This is a genomic window from Confluentibacter sediminis, assembly GCF_003258355.1.
Taxonomy (GTDB): domain Bacteria; phylum Bacteroidota; class Bacteroidia; order Flavobacteriales; family Flavobacteriaceae; genus Confluentibacter; species Confluentibacter sediminis.
On sequence record NZ_QKPO01000011.1, the window covers coordinates 116,582 to 142,666 of the forward strand.

The 26,085-nt window shown below is 30.7% G+C and carries 28 protein-coding genes; 19 read left to right on the plus strand and 9 right to left on the minus strand.

Annotation, left to right across the window (positions count from 1 at the left end; all coding sequences use genetic code 11):
- Window positions 1-22: 22 nt before the first annotated feature.
- From DKT72_RS10715 to DKT72_RS10775, 13 genes are all read left to right on the plus strand, one after another.
- The gene (locus DKT72_RS10715) at window positions 23-1,711 is read left to right on the plus strand and encodes a DUF6909 family protein (RefSeq protein WP_111308736.1); all 1,689 of its coding nucleotides are present in this window, start codon (window positions 23-25) and stop codon (window positions 1,709-1,711) included.
- 13 nt (window positions 1,712-1,724) lie between these two features.
- A complete protein-coding gene (locus DKT72_RS10720; protein WP_111308737.1) occupies window positions 1,725-2,774 on the plus strand; it encodes a hypothetical protein in 1,050 nt (349 codons plus the stop codon).
- A gap of 3 nt (window positions 2,775-2,777) precedes the next feature.
- Window positions 2,778-3,821 carry a dTDP-glucose 4,6-dehydratase gene (gene rfbB / locus DKT72_RS10725; protein ID WP_111308738.1) on the plus strand — a complete coding sequence of 348 codons (1,044 nt, stop codon included), beginning with the start codon at window positions 2,778-2,780 and terminating at the stop codon, window positions 3,819-3,821.
- A gap of 61 nt (window positions 3,822-3,882) precedes the next feature.
- Window positions 3,883-4,236 (plus strand): four helix bundle protein, encoded by a 354-nt coding sequence (locus DKT72_RS10730; RefSeq protein ID WP_111308739.1) that lies wholly within the window; start codon window positions 3,883-3,885, stop codon window positions 4,234-4,236.
- A gap of 48 nt (window positions 4,237-4,284) precedes the next feature.
- On the plus strand, window positions 4,285-5,151 hold the full coding sequence (rfbA, locus tag DKT72_RS10735; RefSeq protein WP_111308740.1) for a glucose-1-phosphate thymidylyltransferase RfbA: 867 nt from the start codon (window positions 4,285-4,287) through the stop codon (window positions 5,149-5,151).
- Window positions 5,151-5,696: a dTDP-4-dehydrorhamnose 3,5-epimerase gene (rfbC, locus tag DKT72_RS10740; RefSeq protein ID WP_111308741.1), complete on the plus strand. Its 546-nt coding sequence runs from the start codon at window positions 5,151-5,153 to the stop codon at window positions 5,694-5,696. Before rfbA ends, rfbC begins: the two co-directional genes overlap by 1 nt.
- The gene (rfbD, locus tag DKT72_RS10745) at window positions 5,693-6,553 is read left to right on the plus strand and encodes a dTDP-4-dehydrorhamnose reductase (protein WP_111308742.1); all 861 of its coding nucleotides are present in this window, start codon (window positions 5,693-5,695) and stop codon (window positions 6,551-6,553) included. Before rfbC ends, rfbD begins: the two co-directional genes overlap by 4 nt.
- A 36-nt stretch (window positions 6,554-6,589) precedes the next feature.
- Entirely contained in the window at window positions 6,590-7,741 is a 1,152-nt protein-coding gene (locus tag DKT72_RS10750; protein ID WP_111308743.1) for a glycosyltransferase family 4 protein, read from the plus strand.
- Window positions 7,742-7,746: 5 nt separating this feature from the next.
- The gene (locus DKT72_RS10755; RefSeq protein WP_162623295.1) at window positions 7,747-8,952 is read left to right on the plus strand and encodes an oligosaccharide flippase family protein; all 1,206 of its coding nucleotides are present in this window, start codon (window positions 7,747-7,749) and stop codon (window positions 8,950-8,952) included.
- Window positions 8,953-8,956: 4 nt separating this feature from the next.
- Window positions 8,957-10,114 carry a glycosyltransferase family 4 protein gene (locus DKT72_RS10760; RefSeq protein ID WP_162623296.1) on the plus strand — a complete coding sequence of 386 codons (1,158 nt, stop codon included), beginning with the start codon at window positions 8,957-8,959 and terminating at the stop codon, window positions 10,112-10,114.
- Window positions 10,108-10,806, plus strand: a complete 699-nt coding sequence (locus tag DKT72_RS10765; RefSeq protein WP_111308746.1) for an acyltransferase — start codon at window positions 10,108-10,110, stop codon at window positions 10,804-10,806. Before DKT72_RS10760 ends, DKT72_RS10765 begins: the two co-directional genes overlap by 7 nt.
- Window positions 10,790-11,422 (plus strand): DNRLRE domain-containing protein, encoded by a 633-nt coding sequence (locus DKT72_RS10770; RefSeq protein ID WP_111308747.1) that lies wholly within the window; start codon window positions 10,790-10,792, stop codon window positions 11,420-11,422. Before DKT72_RS10765 ends, DKT72_RS10770 begins: the two co-directional genes overlap by 17 nt.
- Window positions 11,409-12,197 (plus strand): FkbM family methyltransferase, encoded by a 789-nt coding sequence (locus DKT72_RS10775; protein ID WP_111308748.1) that lies wholly within the window; start codon window positions 11,409-11,411, stop codon window positions 12,195-12,197. The genes DKT72_RS10770 and DKT72_RS10775 overlap by 14 nt, the downstream gene beginning before the upstream one ends.
- Before the next feature lie 27 nt (window positions 12,198-12,224).
- On the opposite strand, the gene DKT72_RS10780 is transcribed toward DKT72_RS10775, so the two are convergent.
- The 4 genes from DKT72_RS10780 to DKT72_RS10795 all read right to left on the minus strand — a co-directional run bounded on the left by DKT72_RS10780 (window position 12,225) and on the right by DKT72_RS10795 (window position 16,192).
- Window positions 12,225-13,427: a hypothetical protein gene (locus DKT72_RS10780; RefSeq protein ID WP_162623297.1), complete on the minus strand. Its 1,203-nt coding sequence runs from the start codon at window positions 13,425-13,427 to the stop codon at window positions 12,225-12,227.
- 193 nt (window positions 13,428-13,620) lie between these two features.
- A complete protein-coding gene (locus tag DKT72_RS10785) occupies window positions 13,621-13,833 on the minus strand; it encodes an FkbM family methyltransferase (RefSeq protein WP_162623298.1) in 213 nt (70 codons plus the stop codon).
- 320 nt (window positions 13,834-14,153) lie between these two features.
- On the minus strand, window positions 14,154-15,275 hold the full coding sequence (locus DKT72_RS10790; protein WP_111308751.1) for a DUF1972 domain-containing protein: 1,122 nt from the start codon (window positions 15,273-15,275) through the stop codon (window positions 14,154-14,156).
- Complete coding sequence (locus DKT72_RS10795; protein ID WP_111308752.1) at window positions 15,272-16,192, minus strand: SDR family oxidoreductase; 921 nt, start codon at window positions 16,190-16,192, stop codon at window positions 15,272-15,274. The genes DKT72_RS10790 and DKT72_RS10795 overlap by 4 nt, the downstream gene beginning before the upstream one ends.
- A gap of 59 nt (window positions 16,193-16,251) precedes the next feature.
- Between DKT72_RS10795 and DKT72_RS10800 the strand changes: the two genes are divergently transcribed.
- Window positions 16,252-17,412: an O-antigen ligase family protein gene (locus DKT72_RS10800; RefSeq protein WP_111308753.1), complete on the plus strand. Its 1,161-nt coding sequence runs from the start codon at window positions 16,252-16,254 to the stop codon at window positions 17,410-17,412.
- Between the two features lie 392 nt (window positions 17,413-17,804).
- On the opposite strand, the gene DKT72_RS18245 is transcribed toward DKT72_RS10800, so the two are convergent.
- The 3 genes from DKT72_RS18245 to DKT72_RS18735 form a co-directional block, all read right to left on the minus strand.
- Window positions 17,805-18,014 (minus strand): hypothetical protein, encoded by a 210-nt coding sequence (locus DKT72_RS18245; protein ID WP_162623299.1) that lies wholly within the window; start codon window positions 18,012-18,014, stop codon window positions 17,805-17,807.
- A gap of 113 nt (window positions 18,015-18,127) precedes the next feature.
- The gene (locus DKT72_RS10805; RefSeq protein ID WP_369074223.1) at window positions 18,128-18,838 is read right to left on the minus strand and encodes an IS1595 family transposase; all 711 of its coding nucleotides are present in this window, start codon (window positions 18,836-18,838) and stop codon (window positions 18,128-18,130) included.
- Entirely contained in the window at window positions 18,811-18,888 is a 78-nt protein-coding gene (locus DKT72_RS18735; protein ID WP_369074224.1) for a hypothetical protein, read from the minus strand. The genes DKT72_RS10805 and DKT72_RS18735 overlap by 28 nt, the downstream gene beginning before the upstream one ends.
- A 351-nt stretch (window positions 18,889-19,239) precedes the next feature.
- Here DKT72_RS18735 and DKT72_RS10810 point away from each other — a divergent pair, with 351 nt between their 5' ends.
- From DKT72_RS10810 to purD, 3 genes are all read left to right on the plus strand, one after another.
- The gene (locus tag DKT72_RS10810; RefSeq protein WP_111308755.1) at window positions 19,240-20,592 is read left to right on the plus strand and encodes an exopolysaccharide biosynthesis polyprenyl glycosylphosphotransferase; all 1,353 of its coding nucleotides are present in this window, start codon (window positions 19,240-19,242) and stop codon (window positions 20,590-20,592) included.
- Window positions 20,593-20,619: 27 nt separating this feature from the next.
- Window positions 20,620-21,606 (plus strand): UDP-glucuronic acid decarboxylase family protein, encoded by a 987-nt coding sequence (locus DKT72_RS10815; RefSeq protein WP_111308756.1) that lies wholly within the window; start codon window positions 20,620-20,622, stop codon window positions 21,604-21,606.
- 596 nt (window positions 21,607-22,202) lie between these two features.
- A complete protein-coding gene (purD, locus tag DKT72_RS10820) occupies window positions 22,203-23,474 on the plus strand; it encodes a phosphoribosylamine--glycine ligase (protein WP_111308757.1) in 1,272 nt (423 codons plus the stop codon).
- On the opposite strand, the gene DKT72_RS10825 is transcribed toward purD, so the two are convergent.
- Window positions 23,469-23,693 (minus strand): DUF6341 family protein, encoded by a 225-nt coding sequence (locus tag DKT72_RS10825; protein ID WP_111308758.1) that lies wholly within the window; start codon window positions 23,691-23,693, stop codon window positions 23,469-23,471. The two genes, purD and DKT72_RS10825, sit on opposite strands and share 6 nt — an antisense overlap.
- 39 nt (window positions 23,694-23,732) lie before the next feature.
- Between DKT72_RS10825 and DKT72_RS10830 the strand changes: the two genes are divergently transcribed.
- The gene (locus tag DKT72_RS10830) at window positions 23,733-24,656 is read left to right on the plus strand and encodes a DUF6427 family protein (RefSeq protein ID WP_111308759.1); all 924 of its coding nucleotides are present in this window, start codon (window positions 23,733-23,735) and stop codon (window positions 24,654-24,656) included.
- Here the strand turns inward: DKT72_RS10830 and upp are convergent.
- A complete protein-coding gene (gene upp / locus DKT72_RS10835; RefSeq protein ID WP_111308760.1) occupies window positions 24,645-25,298 on the minus strand; it encodes a uracil phosphoribosyltransferase in 654 nt (217 codons plus the stop codon). The two genes, DKT72_RS10830 and upp, sit on opposite strands and share 12 nt — an antisense overlap.
- A gap of 166 nt (window positions 25,299-25,464) precedes the next feature.
- Between upp and DKT72_RS10840 the strand changes: the two genes are divergently transcribed.
- Window positions 25,465-26,070 carry a DUF4254 domain-containing protein gene (locus tag DKT72_RS10840; RefSeq protein ID WP_111308761.1) on the plus strand — a complete coding sequence of 202 codons (606 nt, stop codon included), beginning with the start codon at window positions 25,465-25,467 and terminating at the stop codon, window positions 26,068-26,070.
- The last annotated feature ends 15 nt before the right edge of the window (window positions 26,071-26,085 follow it).

Here is a 26,085-nt window from a genome sequence, read left to right on the forward strand (position 1 = left end):
CTTTGTAGGGCTAAAAATAGTTATGAAAAACAAAAAACATCACGAAAGAACAAGGGCGCAAGAAAGCTCGAATGCAATCGAAAGAATGTATATAACTATGCGCCATTTATTTAACCGTGGGTTTTATAAACCTATGGGCATTTCAGGAGACACCTTAAGACAGTCTTTATTGCTTTTAAGACCAGAAATTTATGGTTCTATAGGTGAAGAAAAAGCAGAATTAGCAGGGTTGCTTTATGTAATAGATAGGTTGCCACAAGGTATTGAAGAATGTACTTTTATTAATCTAACAAGTGATGAAGGCTATTCTAGCTCACATTTTAAACCCATTATCCCAGAAAAAAGAAGAAGAAATTGTTATCGCATAGATGATGAACAAATGAATATCGAGATTACCAGAGGACGTTCAGAAATCTATGATATTTTGACACATCTTACTTTTCTTTTTGTGGAGTCTCATAAAATAAGTAATAAAGTTCTAATTCATGAAGAAGGCACGACTACTAGAGATTGGATAAAGCTAGAAAAAGCGGTTTTATCAAAAAAGAAGTTGACCCAAGCAGAAAGAGAAGTTGCCATTACACATACCGCTAATATTTTAGGACGAACATTTAACGAATTGATATCCGTTTACAATGATTTTGCGACACCAACCCAACCGGAAAGGTTATTGCACATTGTTTATTGGCTAGGTAAATTGGCGATAGAGGAGCAACTTGATAACAACAAACGAACCATAACATTTAGTCCGGTATTAAGAGAACGCATTGGGCATCATATTCATGGAGATATTTGGGCAGATTCCATAAAGGAGACACTTTACAAGAATGGATTATTAGAACGACCCATTCATATAATAAGTGCCAATATGCATAGTGTTATGAATACACTATTTGCACCCGAAGGTCTAAAAACAGTATTTCCAAAAAAAGATGTTTTTGAAGTGTATGAGCAACTTAGTAAGAAGGAAAATGAAGACTTACGAAATAAGGTCACAAAAGAAGCTTTAAAAAACGGAATGACTTTTATTGCAGATACCTCAGGAACTAATATAGATGTTCAAATTTTTGATACCAATAGAATAGATTTTGATAAGATTGATATTAAAGCAGATAAAGTGCTTTTAAAATCGGAAAAGCCTATTATTTTAGTGATGGATTATGCTTTTGGAGAGCAAGCTTATGAAACAATTGATGAACTTTTAAAACCTTATAAAATAAAAGGCAATAAAATTCATTTAGATGTTAAGTCTGTGTCTATTATGGGAAAAGCAGGTATTTTAGAGGGAGGTAAAGGCGATATTATGATTCCATCGGCACATATTTTTGAAGGCACAGCCGATAATTATCCATTTAAAAATGAATTAAAAAAAGAAGATTTAGAAAATCAAGGTGTCCATGTGTATGAAGGATCCATGATTACCGTTTTAGGCACATCGCTTCAAAATAAAGACATTTTAAAGTTCTTTCATAATTCCACATGGAATGTTATCGGATTAGAAATGGAAGGGGCCCATTACCAAAAAGCCATCCAAGCGGCATCAAAAGTTAGAGGCAGTATCAGTCCAGAGGTAAAAGTAAGATATGCTTACTATGCCAGTGATAATCCTTTAGAAACGGGAAGTACTTTAGCGTCGGGTGGCTTGGGAACATCAGGTGTAAGACCGACCTATTTAATAACAAGAAAAATATTAGAACAACTATTTAACTAACAATTGTAGAATTATGAGTAAAGAATCGCCTCAACCACAACAATCTGAAGAAGTAGATTTGGGACAATTATTTAAATTGATAGGCAATGCCTTTGACCGTTTTTTCAAATTTATAGGAAGTATCTTTAAAGGGATATTTGGGGTTATTATACTTTTTTTACTTTTTCTTCAAAAAAACTTTATAAAATTAGTGGTTGTTGGAGGTATTGGGTTAGCTATAGGAATCTATTTGGATTTTATAAAAGAGCCTAAATATATTTCTACTATGGTCGTTGAGCCAAATTTCCATAGTGTACAGCAGTTGTATAATAATATCAATTTTTATAATGAATTGGCTCGAGCCGAAGATTCCACTGCTTTAGCAGATGCATTATCTATTTCTAAAAAAGAGGCTTCCACCATAAAGGAATTCAAAGTAGAATCGTATTCCGATGAAAACCAAAAAGTACAGCTTTTTGATGAGTTTGTGCGTAGTCTAGATACCACTACCCAAAAAGCTATTGACATGGAAGCATATCTTAAAAATTTTAACTCTTTGGATGCCCGATTTCATACGGTATCTGTTATAGCGACAAATAATAGTATAGCAAAAAAAATTCAACCCGTCATTATTAATTCCATTTCAAATAATAATTATTTTAAACTTCAGAAAGAGACCAATGGGGATAATATAAAATTACAAGAAAAACTTTATAATAAGCAAATTGTAGAGATAGACTCATTACAATCACTCTATAAAAGAGTTATGGAAAAAGAGGCGGCTCGCCCTATGCAAGGCACCTCTATTAATCTAGGCGAGAATGGTAGCAAAGACAATAAAGAGCTGGCATTAATAAATAAAATGGAAGAATTAAAAACTAGTTTAGTAGAGCTTAATGAGGAACGTGCTAATAAATCCAGTATTTTAAATGTTATCTCCGATTTTCCCAATAAAGGAGTAAAACAAAAAGGTATTTTTAAAAGTTATAAGTTTCTTGTACCATCTATTATGTTAATTTTAGCATTATTTATTTTCTTACTATTATCTTTAAATACCTATCTTAAAAATTACAAAAAGAACTAAAATATGACTATTTTAATAACAGGAGGAGCTGGGTTTATAGGATCACATGTAGTAAGATTATTTGTTGAAGCCTATCCAAATTACCACATTTTTAATTTAGACGCTTTAACCTATGCGGGTAATTTAGAGAACTTAAAAGATATAGAAGAGCAACCCAATTACACGTTTGTTAAAGGAGATATTACTGATGAGACCTTTATAAATAAGTTGTTTGAAAAACATAAGTTTGATTCTGTGATTCATTTAGCTGCCGAGTCACATGTAGATCGCTCCATAAAAGACCCTTTAGCATTTGTTAAAACCAATGTTATTGGAACCATGATTCTTTTAAATGCCTTTAAAAATTTATGGAAAGATAATTTTCAAAACAAACTCTTTTATCATATTAGCACAGATGAGGTTTACGGCAGTTTGGGGCAAACAGGATTGTTTACCGAAACGACTTCATACGACCCAAATTCGCCTTATTCCGCTTCCAAGGCCAGTTCAGACCATTTTGTTAGGGCATATGGTGAAACGTATGACATGCCTTATGTCATTTCAAATTGTTCCAATAATTATGGTCAGAACCAGTTCCCGGAAAAGCTAATCCCATTGTTTATTAATAATATTATAAACAACAAGCCATTACCAGTTTATGGGGATGGAAATTATACAAGAGATTGGTTATATGTAAATGATCATGCAGTTGCTATCGATTTGGTTTTTCATAAAGGAAAAAACAAAGAAACCTATAATATAGGAGGCTTTAATGAATGGAAAAACATTGATTTGGTTAAGTTATTATGCGAACAAATGGATGAAAAATTAAGCAGGCCAAAAGGCAGTTCAGAAAAACTAATAACCTATGTAAAAGACCGCCCTGGACATGATTTAAGATATGCTATAGATGCATCTAAAATTAATAAGGAATTAGGATGGCAGCCTTCAGTTACTTTTGAAGAAGGGTTAAACAAAACGATTGATTGGTATTTAAATAATGAGAATTGGTTACATAGTGTGACTAGCGGGGAATATCAATCTTATTATGAAAAGCAGTATAGTTGAAAGGCTAAGAGGTTATAAAGTTAAAAGGTTATAAGAGACGACAGATTAGTGAATTTAAGCAATGGATAAAATTAAATCCCATAAAGATTTAAAAGTTTGGCAAGAATCTATGGATTTTGTTGTTCTGATTTATGTTATAACAGAAGATTTTCCATCAAAAGAAGCTTATGGATTGACGTCTCAATTACGCAAAGCTTCTGTTTCAATCCCATCTAACATTGCAGAAGGAGCAGGTAGAAAAGGAGGAAAAGAATATTCTAGATTTTTATACATTGCTTTAGGGTCACTTTCAGAAGTTGAAACACAAATAGAAATTTCCTATAGGCTGGGATATATTAAAGAGGTTGAAGAAGTAAACACACGCATTTATTTTATTAGAAATATGCTTTCAAACCTCATAAAAAGTTTAAATTAATTATAACTTTATAACCCCATAACCATATAACTTTGTAACCCTTAAACAATGAAAGGAATCATATTAGCAGGAGGCTCAGGAACTCGATTACACCCATTAACATTATCTGTAAGTAAACAATTGATGCCTATTTATGATAAACCAATGATTTATTACCCATTATCTACCTTGATGTACGCAGGAATCCATGAGGTTTTAATCATTTCGACCCCTAAAGATTTACCGTTATTTCAAGATTTATTAGGTGATGGAAAAAAATATGGATGTAAGTTTGAATATGCGGTTCAAGATGCACCTAACGGCCTAGCCGAAGCTTTTATTATAGGTGAAGATTTTATTGGAAAAGATAAAGTGGCATTGATATTAGGAGATAATATATTTTATGGAACTGGTTTAGCAAAACTATTGCAAGCAAATAATAATCCAAACGGAGGTATTGTTTATGCCTACAGAGTGCATGATCCAGAACGTTACGGCGTGGTCGAATTTAATAGTGATGGACAAGCTATTTCTATTGAAGAAAAACCCGAGTATCCTAAATCAAACTATGCTGTGCCAGGTATTTATTTTTACGATAATTCTGTTGTTGAAATTGCAAAAAATATAAAACCTAGCCATAGAGGAGAACTTGAAATTACAGATGTTAATAGAGAATATTTAAGACAAGGCAAACTGAATGTTAGCATATTAGATAGAGGAACAGCTTGGTTAGATACTGGTACATTTCAGTCCTTAATGCAAGCATCTCAATTTGTAGAAGTTATAGAAGAACGCCAAGGTTTAAAAATTGGAGCGATTGAAGCAGCTGCGTTTGAAATGGGCTATATAAATGAAGAAGAATTTAAAAATTTAGCAAAACCATTATTGAAAAGTGGCTATGGTAAAAATTTGCTAGGCTTGATTAATAAAAAATAATGATTGCAAAAGAAACTAAATTAAAAGGCTGTTTTATACTTGAGCCTAAGGTTTTTGAAGATAGTAGAGGTTATTTTTTTGAAAGTTTCAATCAAAATACTTTCAATAAATTAATTGATAAAAGCGTAAATTTTATTCAAGACAATGAATCATTTTCTTCTAAAGGAGTCCTTAGAGGCTTGCATTATCAACTTGGAGAACATGCGCAAGCAAAACTAGTAAGAGTTATTAAAGGGAAGGTATTAGACGTTGCCGTTGATCTTAGAAAAGATTCTTTAACTTTTGGAAAACATGTTTCTGTTGAATTATCAGAAGAAAACAAAAGACAATTATTTATACCACGAGGATTTGCTCATGGTTTTATTGTTTTAAGCGACACAGCTATTTTTTCATATAAATGTGATAATTTTTATAATAAAGAAGCAGAAGGCGGTGTAATTTATAATGATGAATCATTAAATATAAATTGGAAATTAAATGATGATGAGTTTATAATTTCTGAAAAAGATTTACTGTTACCAAAATTAGAAACCGCTAAAGTATGATATCAGTATTAGTTACTGGCTCTAATGGTCAATTAGGTAAGTGTTTACAGGACATTTCAATAAACACAACTGGTATTAAATGGATTTTTAAATCTTCCACGGAGCTAGATATAACAAACGAAAACTCTATTCTTGATGCTTTTAAAAATCATAAAATTGATTATTTAATTAATTGTGCTGCATATACAGCTGTAGATAGAGCAGAGAGCGAAAAAGAAAAAGCATTTTTGGTGAATGCAGAGGGAGTTAGGCTTTTAGCAACTATATGTAAAGACTATAGTGCCACTCTTATTCATATATCAACGGATTTTGTTTTTGATGGAAAAAAACACATACCATATTTAGAAACTGACCAACCAAACCCAATTAATGTTTATGGCACTTCAAAGCTCAAAGGAGAGGAATATGTTCAGGAAATTTTAGAACGTTTTTTTATTATTCGAACATCATGGGTTTATTCAAGGCATGGAAATAATTTCGTAAAAACCATGCTTAAGTTAGGAAAGGAAAGAAATGAAATAAAAGTAGTAAACGACCAGATTGGCTCACCAACCAATGCAAATGATTTAGCGGAATTTTTAATATTTATTCTAAATTCTAATGAAAAGGAAAATGGAATTTATCACTATAGTAACGAAGGCAATATAAGTTGGTATGATTTTGCTAAGGAGATATTTGCTATATGTGAAAATGATATAAAATTAATCCCAATAACATCCAACCAATATCCAACTCCTGCTTCTCGACCAAAAAATAGTATTTTAAGTAAGGACAAAATAAAGGTTAAATATCTTAAAGAAGTGCCACATTGGAGGGATAGCCTAAAAGACATATTAAAACAAACAATCGATACTTAATTTATTGTGTCAAATAACTGATAATTATAAAAGTATATGGAAGGAGAAACATTTAAATTAGGCATAATAAGAAATTCGACTAAATACCTTTCAGTTAATCATTATAACTTACAAGAGTTAGGATTAGCTCAAGAACTAGTAGATTTAGGCTTTGAGGTTGATGTTTACTATGCTAATAATAAAAATATAGAGGAACAAATAAGATATAATAATAAAGTAAAAATAGTCTACTTGAGAGTCAGACAGTTGATAGCACAGCAAGGTGTTTTTATCAATTTATTTAAATTTTTAAAATCGAATAACTATACTGTTATTCAAGTTTCTGAAGATAGTTCTATACAATCAGTAATTGTTGGAGTTTGGTGTAAGTTAAATAATGTTCCAATGGTTTTATGGCAGGGGATGTATCAAGAGTATAATGAGACTAGACATAAATTAATTCAAAGAGTTTATGACATTTTGTTTTTGCCAATTTTAAGAAAATGTACTTCTGCTGTTATTTGCAAGACAAAATTTGCCGAAGACTATATAGTAAAAAAACGTTTTAAAAACACCTTTGTTATTCCTGTAGGTTTTGATAGTAATAAACTCCATTCTAATTTGAATCAAAAAAGACCTGATAGCTTGAATAGTATTGATACAACTAAAGATATTATACTTTTTGTAGGTAGACTTATCGATGATAAAAATCCATTTTTTATATTGGATTTAGCAGCCCATTATTCTAACAATAGTGATGTCCAATTTGTGATAGTAGGCAAAGGAAAATATGAAGAATTAGTAAAGAAAAGGATCGCCGAAATATCGAAAGATATTATATATATTCCGCAACTTGAACAGAAAGAACTCGGCTACTTATATAATGTTTCAAAATTGTTTTTAATGCCTAGTACAGTAGAGATTTATGGTATGGTTTATATAGAATGTATGTCATTCGGATTGCCTGTGATTTCATTATATAATGCTGGTGCAAATAGTATTTTAAGAAGTGGTCGGGATTCATATGTTATGGAACAGTTAGATTTGTCTAAATGGATTGAAAAAATTGATTTCTTGATTTCAAACAAAGTCGAATATGAAAAAATGAGATTTAACCTAAAGAGTAGGGTATATGAATTTAATTGGAACACTTTGGCTCCAAAATATTTTGAAGTATATGGTTCTGTTATTAAGGAACGAATTCACTAGGGGTTTTGTTACGAGCATTAAAATTAAATATATCTAAATTCTTAGTCCCATTTTTTGAAATGGGGGCTAAAGCTATTTCTTTCATAGTAATTGTCTTATTAACTCGAATTATTTCTGTTGAAGATTATGGTATATATAGTTTTTCTATAGCAATTGCAAGTTGGTTTACAATTTTTGCAGACTTAGGAGTTAGTTGGTTTACTTTTAACAATGCAATAAAAAAAGATTCTTCATTACTAGATTTATCCATAAACTCCAGATTATTTCAATCCCTTGTAGTCCTTTTTATTGTACCATTGTTTTTTGTGGGGACCTCCAATTCATTTTGGATTACTTTTCTGGTAACGTTTTTTTTTCTTAATACAGGTTTTGTAAAATTTATACAAATTATTTTTAGAGGACTAGAACAAAGTAAAAATGATATAATTTTAGCAAGTTCTGAACCTATTGCCAGATTAATATTAATGCTTGTTTTATATATTTTTGATATTGAAATATCATTGTTGGGGATATGTATTGGTTTTAGTTTAATAGGCCTAGTGCTTACCATCATATTCTTTGTTATTAATCTAAGGAAATTAAATTTCAAATTATTTATTCCTCCTTTTAATGATTATGTGCCTTTATTAGGTAAAACTAAGTATTACTTTCTCTACCAAGTTTTTCAAGTTGGTATTGGAAGAATGGATATTTTCTTTTTAGAAAAATATCTGGATTTTAAGCAAGTAGCATATTTTTCCTCAGCATATAACTTTTATAGTGCAGCAACGTTATTTCTCATGGCTTTTATTACGGTTAATCTCAAACCTCTATTTTATAGAGTCAAACTAAAGCACTTTCTGATATTTTTAGCCCTTAACCTAATTATGATCGCAATTTATGTCATGTATTTAAAAGATTTATATACTGTTATTTATCCTATTGATTACAAACCAGGCGCGATGATCTTGGCAATTCTTTGTTTGGCTCTACCGTTCTATGCTGCTTATCAGCTAAAGTTATTACACAATAACTACAATAATAAAACATTACAAACAGTGGTAGCCTTTGGAGCGGTTTTTTGTTTAAAAGCACTTACATATTTTGTCTTGACAGCCAAAAGTCTTTATTTTGCAGCAGTAATTTTTAGCACTTTTGAGATTATTACTTTTTTATTAATATTTGGAATACATAAATTAAGAACACATAATGAAGGTACTGCAGATAAATAAGTATATGAAAATTGTAGGAGGGGCCGAAACGTATATGTTTAATTTGGCAACTGTTCTAATTAAAAAAGGTATTGAGGTTGAATTTTGGGGGATGGAGGACGATAACAATAAGGTTCCCGACACTTATAACTGTTTTGCTAGAGGAATAGATTTTAAGACAACAACAGATCTAAAATCCAAATTAAGAGAATCAATAAACGTTTTATATTCTAAACAAAACAAGAAAAGATTGGCTGTCATTCTAGATGGGTTTAAACCAGATATTGTTCACATACACAATTTTAATTTTCAATTAACTCCATCAATTTTATCTGAAATTAAAAAAAGAGATATTAAAATAGTCTATACAATACATGATTCGCAATTAGCATGCCCAAACCATAGATTATATATTCCTCATAAAAATGAAGTATGTATTAAATGTTTACATGGAAAGTATTATAAAGCTCCGATTAATAAATGTTTCGATCAATCTTTCTCAAAAAGTGTTGTAGGAATGGCAGAATCTTATTTACATCATAATATTTTAAATTCGTACAAAAAATATTTTGATGCTATTATAAGCCCTAGTATTTTCTTTAAAAAAATTATACAACCAAAATTATACAAGGAAATTGTAAGGTTGCCTTATTGTGTTCCTAAACAAGATTTTAAAACTATTGCCCTACGCAAGGAATATGTTCTTTACTTTGGGAGAGTATCGAAAGAAAAAGGACTTGAAAAAATAGTGGATTTATTTGATAAAATGAATTATAAATTAAAAGTTGTTGGAAAAGGAGACATGGTTATTAAACCTTCCAATAATATTGAGGTTTTGGGCCCAAAATATGGTTCAGAATTGATAGAGTTAGTTGCCAACGCCAAATTTACTATTCATCCATCTATTTGGTATGATAATTTTCCAATGTCTGTTTTAGAATCTTTAATGCTGGGTACGCCGGTAATTGCATCAAATCACAGCGGTTTTCAAGAGATGGTGGATGATTTGAATGGATATTTGGTCGATTTTAAATCTGATAAGATTTATGAAGAATTAAAAAAAATCGTCTTGGAAAATAAATATTTAGACAACCAGCAAATCGCAATCGAGGCTGAAAAGCAATATAATGAAGATGACCATTTTGCAAAAATATCAGAGATTTACAAAGACTTGATATGCTAGGAAAATTAATATCTCGTTTGAAGAAAGAGGACTATTCTATCACCTACTGTTTTAGTAAAAGGCAAACTACCAGAATATTATTTGATAAGGCAACGCAAATATTAAGAGGGTTTTTTAAGGTAAAAATTAAAACTAGTACAAAAGGTTTGGTTTTTGCGGCAAAAGGCGCCAAAGTACTTTTCTCTGGGAAAGTTTCTTGTGGAAGAAATCTGAATATGGGTAGATATAGCTTGATAAATGCATTAAGTATTAATGGTGTTAAAATAGGCGACAATTTTATGTTAGGTGATTTTGCAATTATTGAATGTACAGGAGTTTTAAGAGCAATTGGAGACAAACTGACAATTGGTGATAATGTTGCTATCAATCATTATTGCTTTATTGGAGTACGAGGAGAGATATCTATTGGGAATAATGTAATTTTTGGACCAAGAGTAACCGTTCTATCAGAAAATCATAATTTCAACAAACTTGATATCCCTATAAAAAATCAAGGTGAAATACGTTTTACTACTATAATTGAAGATAATGTTTGGGTAGGTGCAAATGCAATAATAATGCCTGGTGTAATAGTTGCAACAGGTACTGTTGTAGCATCAGGGGCAGTAGTTACTAAAAATACGGAGCCAAATACAGTTGTTGCTGGCGTTCCTGCAAGAGTAATTAAAAAGAGAGATGATAAAATTTATTAAATTAGCCATTGCATTTTTTATCTTTGTTTTTTTGTCTTGTCAAAGAAAAGGTAATATAGTTTATGCTTTTGATAGCAAAATAAATGGTATGGATGCTGTCTTGAGTATCCCTAATTCAAATAATAATTATGGAAGTGAAACGGAGTTAAATATTTATTGCGATTCAATTAATGGAAAGCGTTATTTAAACAGAGCAGCACTATATTTTAATTTAGACAAATTTCCAAAAGGAACAAAAATAGACAGTGCTTTTTTGCAACTTTATTTTAACGATAAGTCTGGCTTATATAAGGTGAAAAAACCCGAGCACTCTGGTAATACAAGGTTGATTGTTGAGAATATTGAAGAGGCATGGAAAGAAAATGAAATCAGTTGGAATCGTTATCCAAAAATTGGTACAGAAAAGTTGTATTTTGAACCTCATAAAACAAGTAATCAAGATTTTAGATTAAATATAACAGAATTAGTTGTTTTGGATGACAAGACATTAAAACACGGATATGGTTTCTTAATTAGACTGGAAAAGGAAGAGTTAGGAAATTATGTTCATTTATGTAGCCGTGAAAATATAAAGATAAACAGCTCCCCAAAATTAAAGATATATGCAAAAAGATAAAATAAAGCGAGATATTTTCGATTTGTTTAATAAAGTTTTTGGTCATTCATTCACTAGAAAAGGACATCATTTATACAAAAGTATTTTTGATACAGACTCAAGATTTGAAAAAGAACTTATTTCTAAAACGTTAATGTATTTAAATAGCGGGGCAACGGTTTTAGATATAGGTGCAAATATTGGTCGATGGGCAATTTCTATTTCAAAAAAAACGGGGCCTCAAGGAACTATACATGCATTTGAACCAAATAAAGAGACATTTGACTTCTTAACAAACAGGACTAAATCTTTTAAAAACGTGATAGCTCATAATGTTGCACTGTCAAGTGGAGAAAGAGAAGAGGTGGAATTTTTAATTCAAAAAGGAATTAGTTGCCCTCCAAATGCGGCAATTGCAGAAACTGCTTCTCAAATTAGGAATAAGGAAGATTTTACTATAATTAAGGTTAAGTCTAAATCAATTGACGGCTTTTTGGAAGCCAATAATATCAAAACCTTAGATTTTATCAAAATAGATGTTGAAGGACATGAGCTAGAAGTTATGAGAGGTTTTAAGAAAGGTTTAAAAAGATTCAAACCTATCTTAGGTATTGAGATATTAAGAGATAAGTGGAAAAATAATAACCCTAGCAATTCAGATGTAGCTCAATTAATTTTAAAAGAGGGATATATAATGGGGCAATTTAATGAGCTCACTATTTTTTATGAATTTGATGAAGCTAAGTTTCAACAAGATTTTCAGAATTTTATTTTCATTCCAAAACCTAATAAATAATGGGCCATCATAAGATCTTAACTAAGATTATGAGCTAATAGACTTATTATTTTTGCGACCAAATGGAAAAAATATATTTATCAAATACATAAATGGTAAAGTGTTTAATGGGTACACAAAAGTAATAGAAACCACCAACAAGACATAGAATGTAAAAAAATAGCTTAAATATCGTTTATTTGGTATTCTAAGTATAATGAAGTAGTACAGGAGTAGCCCGAAAATTCCAAATTCAACCAATGCCATAAAGAAAAAATTCTCTGTCCCTGCTTTACTATTATTCCCTGAAACTAACAGGGTTTTGTAGTGCTCAGGAAAGTAAATTTTATCATAGACTTCAGATTCGTATAATACCGATTCAGAAGTTCCAAAACTTCCAAGACCTGTTCCTAAGACGACTGTTTTAGGTTCAAGAAGTAATTCAACGCCAGACCGTAAAGAAAGACTTCGAATCGAATGATAATCTTTAATGTTGACATAGGTCGATATTCCGAATAAGGTAAAAAATATAAAAGGATACAAGCATGTATAGATATGTTTCAGAGGAAACTTATAATGACCCAGAACTATTTTTTTTGTTATTATAAATCTATAGATAAAGTAAACTGCCATTAATAGCATTACAAACCTTGTTCCTGTAAGGATAAGAGAAACTACAAAAACTAAATAAGGCCATTTTCGTTTATCTTCAATTACTTCCCTACCTATAACAATTCCAAAAAATGCTAACAATCCTAAGGAAATTGGATGGTAGGTAACACTCGAAGCTCGGTAATAACCATATCTTTGTGAATAGCTAAAGTAGTGTATATAACCTCTATCCACATATTGTATTATATAAAACTCTAATAGCGAAAAAAGGCAAATAAGAATAAAAAGGGTATAAAGTTTTTTCTTATGCTCGAAAAGCATATACTTATTAGACAAGTAGCTCACAAAGACAAAAGTTAGAAGTGGTTTTGCATAAAAAAAACTTTTTGAAAGAAAAGCATTTAAGCTATAAAAGTTAAATAAAAATGAAATAAAAATAAATATGATAAATGCAATTACTAGGTAAGAGTAAGTGCGTGAATATTTATTTGTAATGATTATATCTAGGACGGAAATACCTGTAATTATTAAGAACAAAATATCATCAAAATAAAGATAGGGAGACCAATATTTTGCAATGAGTTGCGTGGAGGCGACAAAGCAAAGGATAAACAATAAAATTGAACTAAATACTTTCATAATGTTACTTTTTGTACAATTGTTCGCCCCTTAATTTCTTTAATTATATCATGAAATTAAATGCTTTTTAATAAAGGAAACTCCGATACTGCAAAAACCTCATATCCATTCTCCTTAAGCATTGAAACAGCTTTCTGAGAGCTTCCTTTTTTATCACTAAAGAATCTATCATGAAACTCTATCAATGACTGATCTATTTTTGCATTGCTTTTAGGATACTTTCGATTACGCCGTATTCAGCTCCTTCAATATCCATTTTAACAATATTTACCCTTGGGTGTCCAAGAATTTTAACAATATCATCAAATGATTTTATATGAACCTTAATGCTCTTTTGAGCTGCAACGTTGTTATGTTTTTTGATACTTCCGGAAACATGTGTTTCATTTTCTGGAAGATAGAACAATGTATTCTCAATAATTACACCAATTCCATAATCGCTAAATGAAAAATTACTAGGTAAAACTTGATTTCTAATCCAGCTTTATTGACTTGGTTGTTGGTTCAAAGCCAAATACTTAGCAATTAAATTTTTCAATTAAAGCCTTGTCAAAAGATATGTCCTCACCGATCCCAAATGAATATACATTTGGGCAGACACACAAACCAGCGTATTCATTTCCTTACCATTCATAAGGGCAATCCACACCCACTTTTAAATGCCCAACTTGATTAGTTAATCTAATAAGTAGTTTTTTGATTTTTTTAATCATAAGAACTGAAATGTTATGAATAATTATTTTTCTCAAACAATGAAATATAATCTTTTGAGATTTTACTCCAACTATAATTTTCTAAAACATATTTGTATCCTTTTAACGCCATTTTGTCAATTATTGTTGGGTTGTCTATATAATATTGCCACTTTTTTACGAGATCATTATAATCATTTTTTTCAAAAACAGAACCACTACCCCCCAAGGTAGTCAAATTTTCTTCTATTCCATTAACCAAAGTACAGGTTTTAGCTCCCATTGCAGCCAATAAAGAAGGAGAGGTGCCTTCAAGTTCACTTGCTGAAACATACATTAAGGCATTCGATAAAATTGCTTCATATTCGTCTCCAAAACGATAACCTAATAATTTTATTTTGGGGTGTGCATTATATGTGGAAAAAATATAATCTCTATATTCATTATTTTCAACATCGTCTCCAATAATCACTAAAGGGTAATGTGTGTTAAGTTCTAAATAACTCTTAATTAGATTTAAGACTCCCTTTTCTTTAACAAATCTGCCTACAAAAAGAAAATACTCTTTAGATTTTAATTCAAACTTATTAAAAACTTCTTCAGAAGTCATTTTTGATTTTTCAATAATTTTTGCTCCATAGGCAATCAAAGAAGTTTCTTTGTTAAATTTGTAAGAATAAAAATCCTGAACAACTTTATTATCAACAATTAATTCATTTGAAAATTTTACTGCTACTTTAGCACCAAATTTATACATGCTTTTTGCTATAAAACCCCATTTTTTTCTTTTCCATTCTAAACCATCTACAGAGATAAAAGTTTTTTTCCCAAAGAGCTTTAGAATAGGTATAAAAATGCCGTTACCACAATTATATAGGTGTATAATTTTGATGTTTTTCTCGATAAAACACAAATGTAATACCGATAAGAACGTATGAGATAATGTTTCAAGGGATTTTATTGGAAGAGAAGGTAGGTATTTTAAGTAAACCCCTTCTGTTGTTTTAGGAATTTTGCTTTCGTAAATATGACTTCTACAATATACAACAACTTCATGTTTATTTTTCACCCATTGTTTAGTAGTATGCTCTGCACAAGTTTCAAAACCACTGTAACTAGCAGGTAGTCCTCTTATGCCAATTACCGCTATTTTCAATTATTAAAATCTTTAATATATACCTTAGCATAATCTTCTAAAGCCTCCTTCCAATCAGGCATTACATTAAGACCCCTACTATTCAGTTTTAGGTTCGTAAGTTTTTCAGAGTATGGTCTAGGAGCAAAGTATTCAGTTTTAAAATAATCCGAATTTACTTTAGTCACTTTAATGGTTTCTGTTAAACCTAAAAGGGCAATAAATTCTTTTGCAACGTCATACCTACTGCAATCTCCATTACAAACTTGATTATATACACCATACATTCCAGATTGTACTACATGCATGATGCCTTTAGCAAAACTCTTAGTGTAAGTTGGGGTCCCAAGTTTGTCATCAACTACAAAAAGTTCTTTTTTACCACTTTTAATTTGTTTATATATTTTGTTAATGAATTTTTTATCTTTTGTAGGACCAGCACCCATCATCCATCCGGCTCTAAAAACATAAAACTTATTTACGTGAAATTGAGTGAATAATTCTCCATGGTATTTAGCTTTTGCGTAAATACTTAAGGGATTTGGCTGGTCAAAATCATTATAAACATCCTGTAAACCGTCAACTATTCCAGCTGTACTTATATATACTAAAGGAATATCAAGTTCATTAGCAATTAGGCCTATATTTTCAGGTCCTAGAGCATTTGTAAGCCAAGTTTCTTCTTGATTTTTTTCACAATATTCTAGGTCAGTAAGTGCCGCTAAGTTAATAATAAGATCAGCTTCAAATTCTAAGATAGATTCTTTTATTTCAGTGTAATTTCGGACATCGGCATATTCCAGCCAATGCTCCGTAAGATTTATGTCTGTTGCTTTTACAATACATTTTTCTTTAAATGCTTCATATACAGCTTCTCCAAGCATGCCTCCACAGCCAGCAATGTAAACTTTCGTGTTTTCAGATAATTTAAAACTCATTTGGGTACAAAATTTATATATTTGAATCGGCTAAATTAAGGTTTAGAATTTAAATGATAATGATAAATAAAAAAAAACTTTCTTTAATTATATTTTGGTTACTAGCACTTAGCCTTTGTTCTGTTTTATTTTCATTTTTTATTAGTTCTTTAACTCTTTTTTTTTCTGTTATACTTTCTTTATTTTTGTTTGAAAAGAGAAAATTTTCTAAAAAAAATATTAAACTTTTTTTAATTATATCTGTTCCGTTTTGGCTTACCTTAGTGTCTCTTTTTTTTTCATATGATGTTCAAAATGCAACTAGTATTCTGGTTAAAAGGCTTCCTATCTTGCTGGTTCCATTTGTCGGTATTTTAGTATTTGAATATATACAAAAGAAAGATATTATATCTTTCTTTTGGGCATTATTAATAGGTTTTTCTTTGGTTAATTTTTATGGACTTGTAAAAGGATTTGTTTTTTATCTAGAAAAAAATAGTTTTTTTGATTCAAAGTATTTGTTTTATATATACCCGGCTCAGCATGTATATTTAGCTACCTACATTACATTCACATTAGTTTCTTCCATTTTTTTGTATTCTAAAATCAAGACACAGTTTAAAACAATTTTTATCTTTTTAAACTGTGTCTTGATTTTAAGTTTTATTTTTTTGTCTTCAAAAATGGCTTTAATAACATTAATATTATCTTTAGTGTTAATTTTTTTTTCCAAATTTAGCATAAGAAACACTATTTTTTTTTCCATTATTTTGTTCTTTTTAGTGGTGTTAATGCTCGTAATATTTGATCCATTTTTTGATAGAATTAAAACATTAGCATTAGGTTTAGATCCACGGGTTATTATATGGGATTGTGTTTTGGAAAAAATACGTATCAACAACTATTTATATTTTATTCCAATCGGAGATTATCAAAAACATCTTGATTACTGTTACTATCAAAAGGGATTCAAGTTTTCTTTGGATGGATATAATACTCATAATCAATTTTTAGAAATTTGGTTAACAAATGGTCTTCTAGGTTTAATTATATATATGTCAAGTTTATTTTCTTTATTTAAATATTCAATCAATTCCAAAAAAGTGATTATGAGTTACTTTTTAATTATCATTACCTTATTTAATTTTACTGAAACTATTTTTCAAAGACAATATGGAATAATGTTTTACTCAATATTAATTACAGTTTTTGTGTTTTCCCCTTTAGAGTCCTCGAAGTAGATATTTACACGATTTCAATACTTAAAGGGCATAAATTTTAGCACTTATCCCTTTAATAGAATAGATTGTTTTATTTGTTTATATTTGGTTTTCGATTCCTTTTATATACTTAATGTAATCGTCAATCTTTAACTTTTAAATCTTTCTTCAGGGATAAGAATTTTTGCGAAACAGAACTTCAAAAACACCAAGATATTATTGGTAAATCTTTCACTTATATTTCTGATTCTTATACAATAACAGTATTAGATTTAGAGTGTAAATCAATCCAAAATCCTGAACATTCTTTTTATATCAGGGTAAAATACAGACATAATGGGAATGATACGATTGATTACACGAGTATCGATAACCTTAAAACATACTATCGTTAAATATCGTACTCGTATAGTTCATTTAGAGCTGTCCGTCCCTTTGTATGTCCATATCCATTCTAAATCCCCCTTTTCGCTATTTGAAAAACGTGTCTCAATGCCCCAAATAACGTCTTGGTGTTCAAATCCAAAATCGGTTATTTGTTTTTGTATCGCTTTCCAATCTGCATGAAATTTTTTAAGGGATTTCTTTTTTGGTTTTTCTACTGTTTCCGTATTAGCTTCCATATGCCATTGTTTTTATTTGTTGTGGGCTTTGGGCTTTCCAATGCTCCAGTTCTTTTTATTGGAATAGTACGTTCTTTAGAAACTTTTCAAGTTCATTTCCCTTCAAACTCCACTTAAATATAATGGGAGGTACTTTTTGCTAAAACGGACTTAAAGCTTCCCCTAATTCCGTTCTTTACGTCGCTCCAAAAACCCTCAATGGTATTGATATGCACTATTCCTTTACTATATTGTTTTAAATGATTTATTACAAGTCTGTCAATGTAAGTTTCGAGTTCCGAATAACTTTTAAACCCATCGGTCATAAGTATCGAGTTATCGTTCTTTGCGTTCGCTTTTAGCATGAATAACAGATTACGTTTTGTTAACTTATCAATAAGCTTTGTCTTTACGTTACCTTTTCTTTGTACCATCCCCACGACCGACACTTTGTTAGTGCCACGTCCTCTTTTTAGGGAGTTAGTAGCCAAGCTTACTTCGTCATCGGGGATATTGTGTTTTGAACGTGCCTTGCCCCCAAAATACGATTCGTCTATTTCTATGATGCCGTTCAGTTTCGTTTCGGGCATGAGAATACCGACCCTTACCCTCATACAAGTGTAATAGGCGGTTTTATAAGTCACATCAATATTACGCTCTGTTTCCTTTGCGGACATACTGCTCTTTGCGTTGAGCATTAGCGTGATTATCTGAAACCATTTAGGCAATGAAAGTCTGGTTTCCTCGAAAATAGTGCCGACAAGAACCGAAAATGACCTTTTACAGTTTTTGCAAGAATACCGTCCTTGCTCGGTTTTTATCGGTTTGACCTTATCAGAAGACAAAAAGTGCATCTTACGGTTTTGCCCCACCGTAATTGCTCTAGTAATTTCAAGCATTTTGCCTTCGTTTATCTATCTTTCAAAGATATTCTATTCCATAAAAGGGAGACGTGCTTAAATTTTTTATTCATTATGTTCTGTATTCCTATAATTATGGTGTTTTTTACAGAATCTTTATTGTGGTGTCAGCATGGCTTGTTCTTGTTTATAATGTTATATTGCTTATAAATAAAGTGTGTTTTAGCGAAACAAAAGCATTAACTAGTTTTATTTAGCAAATAAAAATTGGCGGAATAAAATAATACTTTTCATTAACTTTTCAGATATTTGCTTTAATAATCAAAACGAGAAGCTTTTAATTAAAAGTTGAAAAAAGCTTTATGATAAATGGAATATAGACAAAATTGAATACAATTAAAAAAGAACGAAATTCAGATTATATTAAGCCAATTTCCTATTTAATAGATTTGGGGGTTATAAATGGCTCTATTTTTTTATTTGAAACGTTTATTACAGACACCTATTTGTTTAGTATTTATATTTCTTTTTTATGGATAATTATCTCTTTTAAAAATAATTTTTATGATGTACAAAGGTATACACGAGTTCTTCAAATTGTTACATTAATATTAGTTCAGTTTGTATTTTACGGCTTAATTCTGTATGCATTTATAGGGTTCTTTAAACAGCCTTACATTAGCAGGCTCGCTTTAGGAAATTATTTTTTATTCGTTCTCGCTGTTATTTCATTTCTAAAATTTCTATTATATTTTGTATTAAATAAATATAGGTCAAAACAATTAGGTAATTATAGAAATGTGGTCGTTATTGGAAACACTGAAAAGACAAGGCAACTGATATATATATTTAATAAAAAGCTTGATTATGGGTATAAGTTTAAAAAACAATTTACCTTGGAAGAGGAGGACTTTTCTTTGCAAAAATGCTTTAAGTTTATTATTGAAAATGATATTGATGAAATTTATACTTCTGTTGCTGAACTATCCAATAAACAAATTAACAGAATCATAGATTTTGCAGACAATAATCTAAAGGAACTAAAGTTTATTCCTGATAATAAAGATATATATTCAAAAAAGCTTAAATATGAATATTATGATTATATCCCTATATTATCACTTCGCAGAATTCCCATTCAAGAGCCAGTAAATAAGGCGGTTAAAAGAATTTTTGATATTCTAATTTCTTTATTTATAGTCGTTTTTATTCTTTCATGGCTTATACCTATTTTAGGGCTCTTAATTGTTATTGAAAGCAAAGGGCCAATATTTTTTAGACAAGACCGCCCTGGAATAAAAGAAAAAGGATTTGGATGTTATAAATTTAGATCCATGGCCATTAATTCGACAACAGAAAAATCAGCTTCTAGAAATGATGCAAGAGTAACAAGAATAGGTAGGTTTATTCGTAAAACCAGCATAGATGAATTACCTCAATTTTTTAATGTATTATTTGGACACATGTCTGTTGTCGGTCCCCGGCCACATTTATGGAAACAAAATGAAATGTATGGAACAACCATATCAAAATACATGGTTAGATATTTTGTCAAACCAGGAATAACTGGATTAGCACAAATAAAAGGCTATCGAGGAGAGATTGAAACCAAAGAAGATATTATAAATAGAACTAAATATGATATTTTTTATATAGAAAACTGGTCATTATTAATGGATTTAAATATTATTATTCAAACAGCAGTAAATATATTTAAAGGCGAAGACAAAGCATATTAATTTAAACATAAACAAACACAACACGATATGAAAAAAGTATTAATCACAGGAGCCGCTGGCTTTTTAGGCTCACATTTATGTGATCGCTTCATTAAAGAAGGGTATTATGTCATAGGGATGGATAACTTTATTACAGGCGATAAAAAAAATATTGATCATTTATCAAACAATCCAAATTTTGAGTTTATTAATCACGATGTCACGGAGTTTGTTGAAATAAAAGGGGATTTAGATTATATCTTACATTTTGCATCACCAGCGAGCCCAATAGACTATTTAAAAATTCCTATTCAAACATTAAAAGTAGGCTCTTTGGGAACTCATAATCTTTTAGGTTTAGCCAAAGCAAAAAAGGCCAGAATATTAATCGCTTCAACCTCTGAAATATATGGAGACCCTTTAGTACATCCACAAACCGAAGATTATTATGGAAATGTAAATACCATTGGACCTAGAGGCGTATACGATGAAGCGAAGCGTTTTCAAGAATCTATAACTATGGCCTACCATACATTCCACGGTGTTGAGACCCGCATCGTTCGGATTTTTAATACCTATGGTCCAAGAATGAGACTGAACGACGGACGTGTTATTCCTGCGTTTATGGGACAAGCTTTAAGAGGTGAAGATTTAACTGTTTTTGGAGATGGTTCACAAACGCGTTCTTTTTGTTATGTAGATGACGAAGTTGAAGGTATTTATAGACTGTTATTAAGCGATTATGCATATCCAGTAAATATTGGAAACCCGAATGAAATCACTATTAGTGATTTTGCTGAAGAAATCATTAAACTAACGGGAACTAAACAAAAAGTTATTTATAAAGATTTACCAGTAAACGACCCCATGCAAAGACAACCAGATATTAGTCTGGCAAAAAAACTGTTAGGTTGGGAGCCTAAAGTGGATAGAGCAGAAGGTATGAAAATTACCTATGATTATTTTAAAAGTTTAACAGAAGAAGAACTTTATAAAAGTGAACATAAAGATTTTACTAACTATACAACCAAATAGTTTATAAAAAACGAAGGCGGATAATAATCATTAAATTATCCGCTTTTTGTTTTAACTTTTTTATTTGAAAGTTCTTCTATAATTCAATAATCTTTTATTTTAAAAGTATCAATTGGAGTTGTTTAATAATGACTTTCTTCATTTTTTCCCTGTTTTCAACAGCGGTTTTGTAATATAATAAAACGTTAATCTGGCTATTTTTTTACAAAGCACACCAACTTCACCCAAATCATATCAAATAAAGAGATGTCTTTATTATATAAAGATGTATAACCCTCCGACTTTCTTCCCCAATGGGCAAAACGGTATTATTTTAATCAAGAATTTCAACAAGTAAATCCTCATTCAGCCTTACCATTTTCATTAATTCAGGAATTCTTAGTTATTTTTTCCGACCCTATTTTATCATCTTCTAAATTTTAAAGAAAGATCAACCGAATTCAAGCTGAAAGTAATTTTTGTAAAGTAAATAAAAAATATTCTTGAATTCGTCTCATTAATTTTATTTTTGCACTTGAAAACTCGCTTTTAATGCGGCGTGTTAAAAACATTAATTTGTCATTCCCATGTAGATGGGCATCTAAGAAACACACATCATGAATATTTTAATTCTCGGTTCTGGCGGAAGGGAACATACGTTCGCTTGGAAAATTGCTCAAAGTCCATTATGTAAACAATTATTTGTAGCACCAGGTAATTCTGGAACAGCAGACATTGCAACTAATGTAAATATTGGAGTAACCGATTTTGATGCCATAAAGGAACTGGTTTTAAATGAAGCAATTAACATGGTTGTTGTGGGACCAGAGGATCCATTGGTACATGGCGTTCACGACTTCTTTTTAAATGACGATGCTATTAAACACATCGCTGTTATTGGTCCACAAAAAGCTGCTGCACAATTAGAAGGCAGTAAAGAATTTGCTAAAGAGTTTTTATTTAGACATAACATTCCAACGGCAGCTTATGAAAGTTTCACTAAAGAGACTGTTGAAAAAGGGTATGCCTTTTTAGAAACCTTGAATCCACCATACGTTTTAAAAGCAGATGGATTAGCAGCAGGAAAAGGGGTGGTTATTTTAAATGATTTAAATGAAGCCAAAGCTGAGTTAAAAAGCATGTTGGTAGATTCTAAATTCGGACAAGCCAGTACCAAAGTCGTGATTGAAGAATTTTTAGATGGTATTGAATTAAGTTGTTTTGTATTGACTGATGGTGAAAACTACAAAATATTACCAACAGCTAAAGATTATAAACGAATTGGTGAAGGGGATACCGGATTAAATACAGGAGGTATGGGAGCCGTCTCTCCAGTACCATTTGCAACAGATGATTTTTTGAATAAAATTGAAGAGCGCATAGTAAAACCGACCATAAGCGGTTTTAAGAAAGATAATTTGCCGTATGTGGGTTTTGTATTTATAGGATTAATAAAGGCGGGAGACGATCCGAAAGTAATCGAATATAACGTGCGTATGGGGGATCCAGAAACCGAGGTGGTGTTGCCAAGATTAAAAAGCGATTTTGTTGAAATTCTACAAGCTATGGCAAACGGAACTTTAGATAAAATTGATATTGACATCGATGAGCGTGCAGCAACAACCATTATGTTAGTATCTGGTGGTTATCCTGAATATTATGAAAAAGGCAAAGAAATTACAGGAATCAATAATATTGAAGATTCTATAGCTTTTCATGCTGGAGCACAGTTAAAAGATGATAAAGTGGTGACGTCTGGAGGTCGTGTTATGGCCATAACGTCCTATGGAAATACATACCAAGAAGCCATAAAAAAATCTTATCAAAATATAGAAAAACTACATTTTGATAAGATGTATTATCGTAAGGATATAGGTTTCGACTTATAAGTAAGAGTGTGCAGAAACGCTTTTATCTTCTTCGTTGTTGTCGTTATATTTTTTTAATTGCAACATCCAGTATACCATAGCAATAAAGCCAATGGCCATGAAAATCCAAGATATTGTGTTTGCTAAAAACCAGTTTTTCACATCAAGTCGTAAAAAATCGAATGGGGCAAAAAGCACATTAACAAATAAATCCTGTATAGCGTAAAAGAAATCTTTCATAGTTAGTATATTTACAAAGCAAAAATACAAAAACGGTTAATGATAACAAGCATTTTTAAAAAATCTAAACCAATAAATTTTATTATTGTTTTTTTTATTACGCTTCTAGCTTTTGTAACGGCTAAATTAAAGTTAGTAATTGAACCAGTAAATGCGGGTTATATTTTTAAGCAAATAGCGTTGTTCTTGTTTTGCTATGGTTCTGTGTTATTGATTAATTTTATTGTTAGTAAGCATAGTTTAACAAAAAAAAACAGTTATGAAATTCTGCTTTTTAGTTTGTTTTTGTTGGTAATACCCCAAACCACCGCAGATCCAAATATTATTTTTTCAAACTTTTTTATATTACTTAGTTTTAGAAGAGTCATAAGCTTACGCTCCATGATTACTCCAGAAAAAAAAATATTTGATTCTGCCTTATGGATAGCTATTGCAGCTCTATTTTACTTTTGGGCTATTTTGTTTTTTATTATAATATTTGCAGCGCTACTTTTATATTCTGATAATAAATTCAAGCACTGGCTCATTCCTTTTTTTGGTATGGCAACCGTTTTTGTCATAGCAATAAGTATTTCAATAATTTATAATAATAATTTTTTAGGTGTTTTTAAAAGCTTGCCAGAAGTTAGTTATGATTTTAGCAAATACAATACACCTCAGTTTATAATAGCCATTACCATGTTATTATCTTTCGGTGTCTGGTCTTCTTTATTTTATATAAGAAGTATTAAAAGCAAGAAAAAAGCATTTAGACCTGCATTTAAAATAGTATTTCTAGCAATTGTTGTCGGCTTTATTGCCGTTATTTTAGCTCCTAATAAAGATGGGAGTGAGTTTTTATTTATGTTTGCGCCTCTAGCAATAATCATCACTAATTATATAGAAACCATTCAAGATAAATGGTTTAGAGAACTGTTTTTGCTTACATTAATTATAACCCCTTTTGTGATATTATTTCTGTAGTTTTTCACCAAAAGCCAAATCGCCAGCATCACCAAGTCCAGGAATAATATAGCCTTTGTCATTTAGTTTGTCGTCAATAGCAGCAATCCATAAATAAGTAGCATCGTCAAAATGTTTCGTTACATATTCAACACCTTCTTTAGCTCCAATAATACTAATTAAATGAATCTCTTTTGGTTTTCCAAAGGGTTTTAAGGCTTCAAAAGTTGCTACCATAGATTGTCCTGTAGCTAGCATGGGATCTGCCAAAATAAGGGTTTTGTTTTCTAGGTTGGGGCAGGCTAGATATTCCACAATAATTTCAAAACCGTCAGGGTTGTGATGCCTGTAAGCAGAAATAAAAGCATTCTCGGCAGTATCAAAATAATTAAGCAAGCCATTATGTAATGGAATCCCAGCTCTCAAAATAGAGCACAGAACAATGTCATTATGGATTAAACTAATGTCACAATTACCCAAAGGTGTTTCAATAATTGAAGGCTTGTAGTTTAAAACTTTACTCATTTCATAACCTAAAACCTCACCAATTCGCTCAATATTTCGTCTAAAACGCATGCTGTCTTTTTGAACATGAATATTTCTAATTTCAGATAAAAAAGTATTTAATACAGAGTTTTGTAGAGACAGGTTATGAATATGCATGGTTTTCTATCTTTCATTTTTTGAATCATAAATTTAATTATTTAAACTTATATTTACGGGTATCATATCAATTTAAATAAAAACGGAAACCGTGGATCTACAGAAATTGAAAAGGATATTATTTAGGTTTAAATTTTGTAGGTTTGCACTTTAAAATAAATACATCATGTTTACTAGTACAGCGAATAAAATATTTCAAGACGTTATTGAAAAATACCATGTTATTAATAGTGTAGAGCAGCCGTTTGAAAATGCCTATTCAAAAAGCGATTTAATAGAACATTTATTATATAGAAAATGTTGGATTGATACGGTTCAATGGCATTATGAAGATATCATTCGCGATCCGCAAATTGATCCAGTAGCTGCTTTAACATTAAAGCGTAAAATTGACGCTTCAAATCAAGACAGAACCGATATGGTGGAGTACATTGATAGTTATTTTTTAGAAAAATACAAGCATGTTACCCCAAAAGCAAACGCAACAATCAATACCGAAAGTCCGGCCTGGGGCATCGATAGATTATCTATTTTAGCGTTAAAAATCTATCACATGAATGAAGAAGCCACTCGTACAGATGCTTCTGAAGGACACAAAGCAGCTTGTAAGGTAAAACTAGAGGTATTGTTAGAGCAACGTGTAGATTTGTCTACAGCTATCGATACCTTGCTGTATGATATAGAAAATGGCGAAAAGTACATGAAAGTTTACAAGCAAATGAAAATGTACAATGATGATGAGCTAAACCCTGTATTAAGAGGGCAAAAATAATTTAGCATCTCTGCA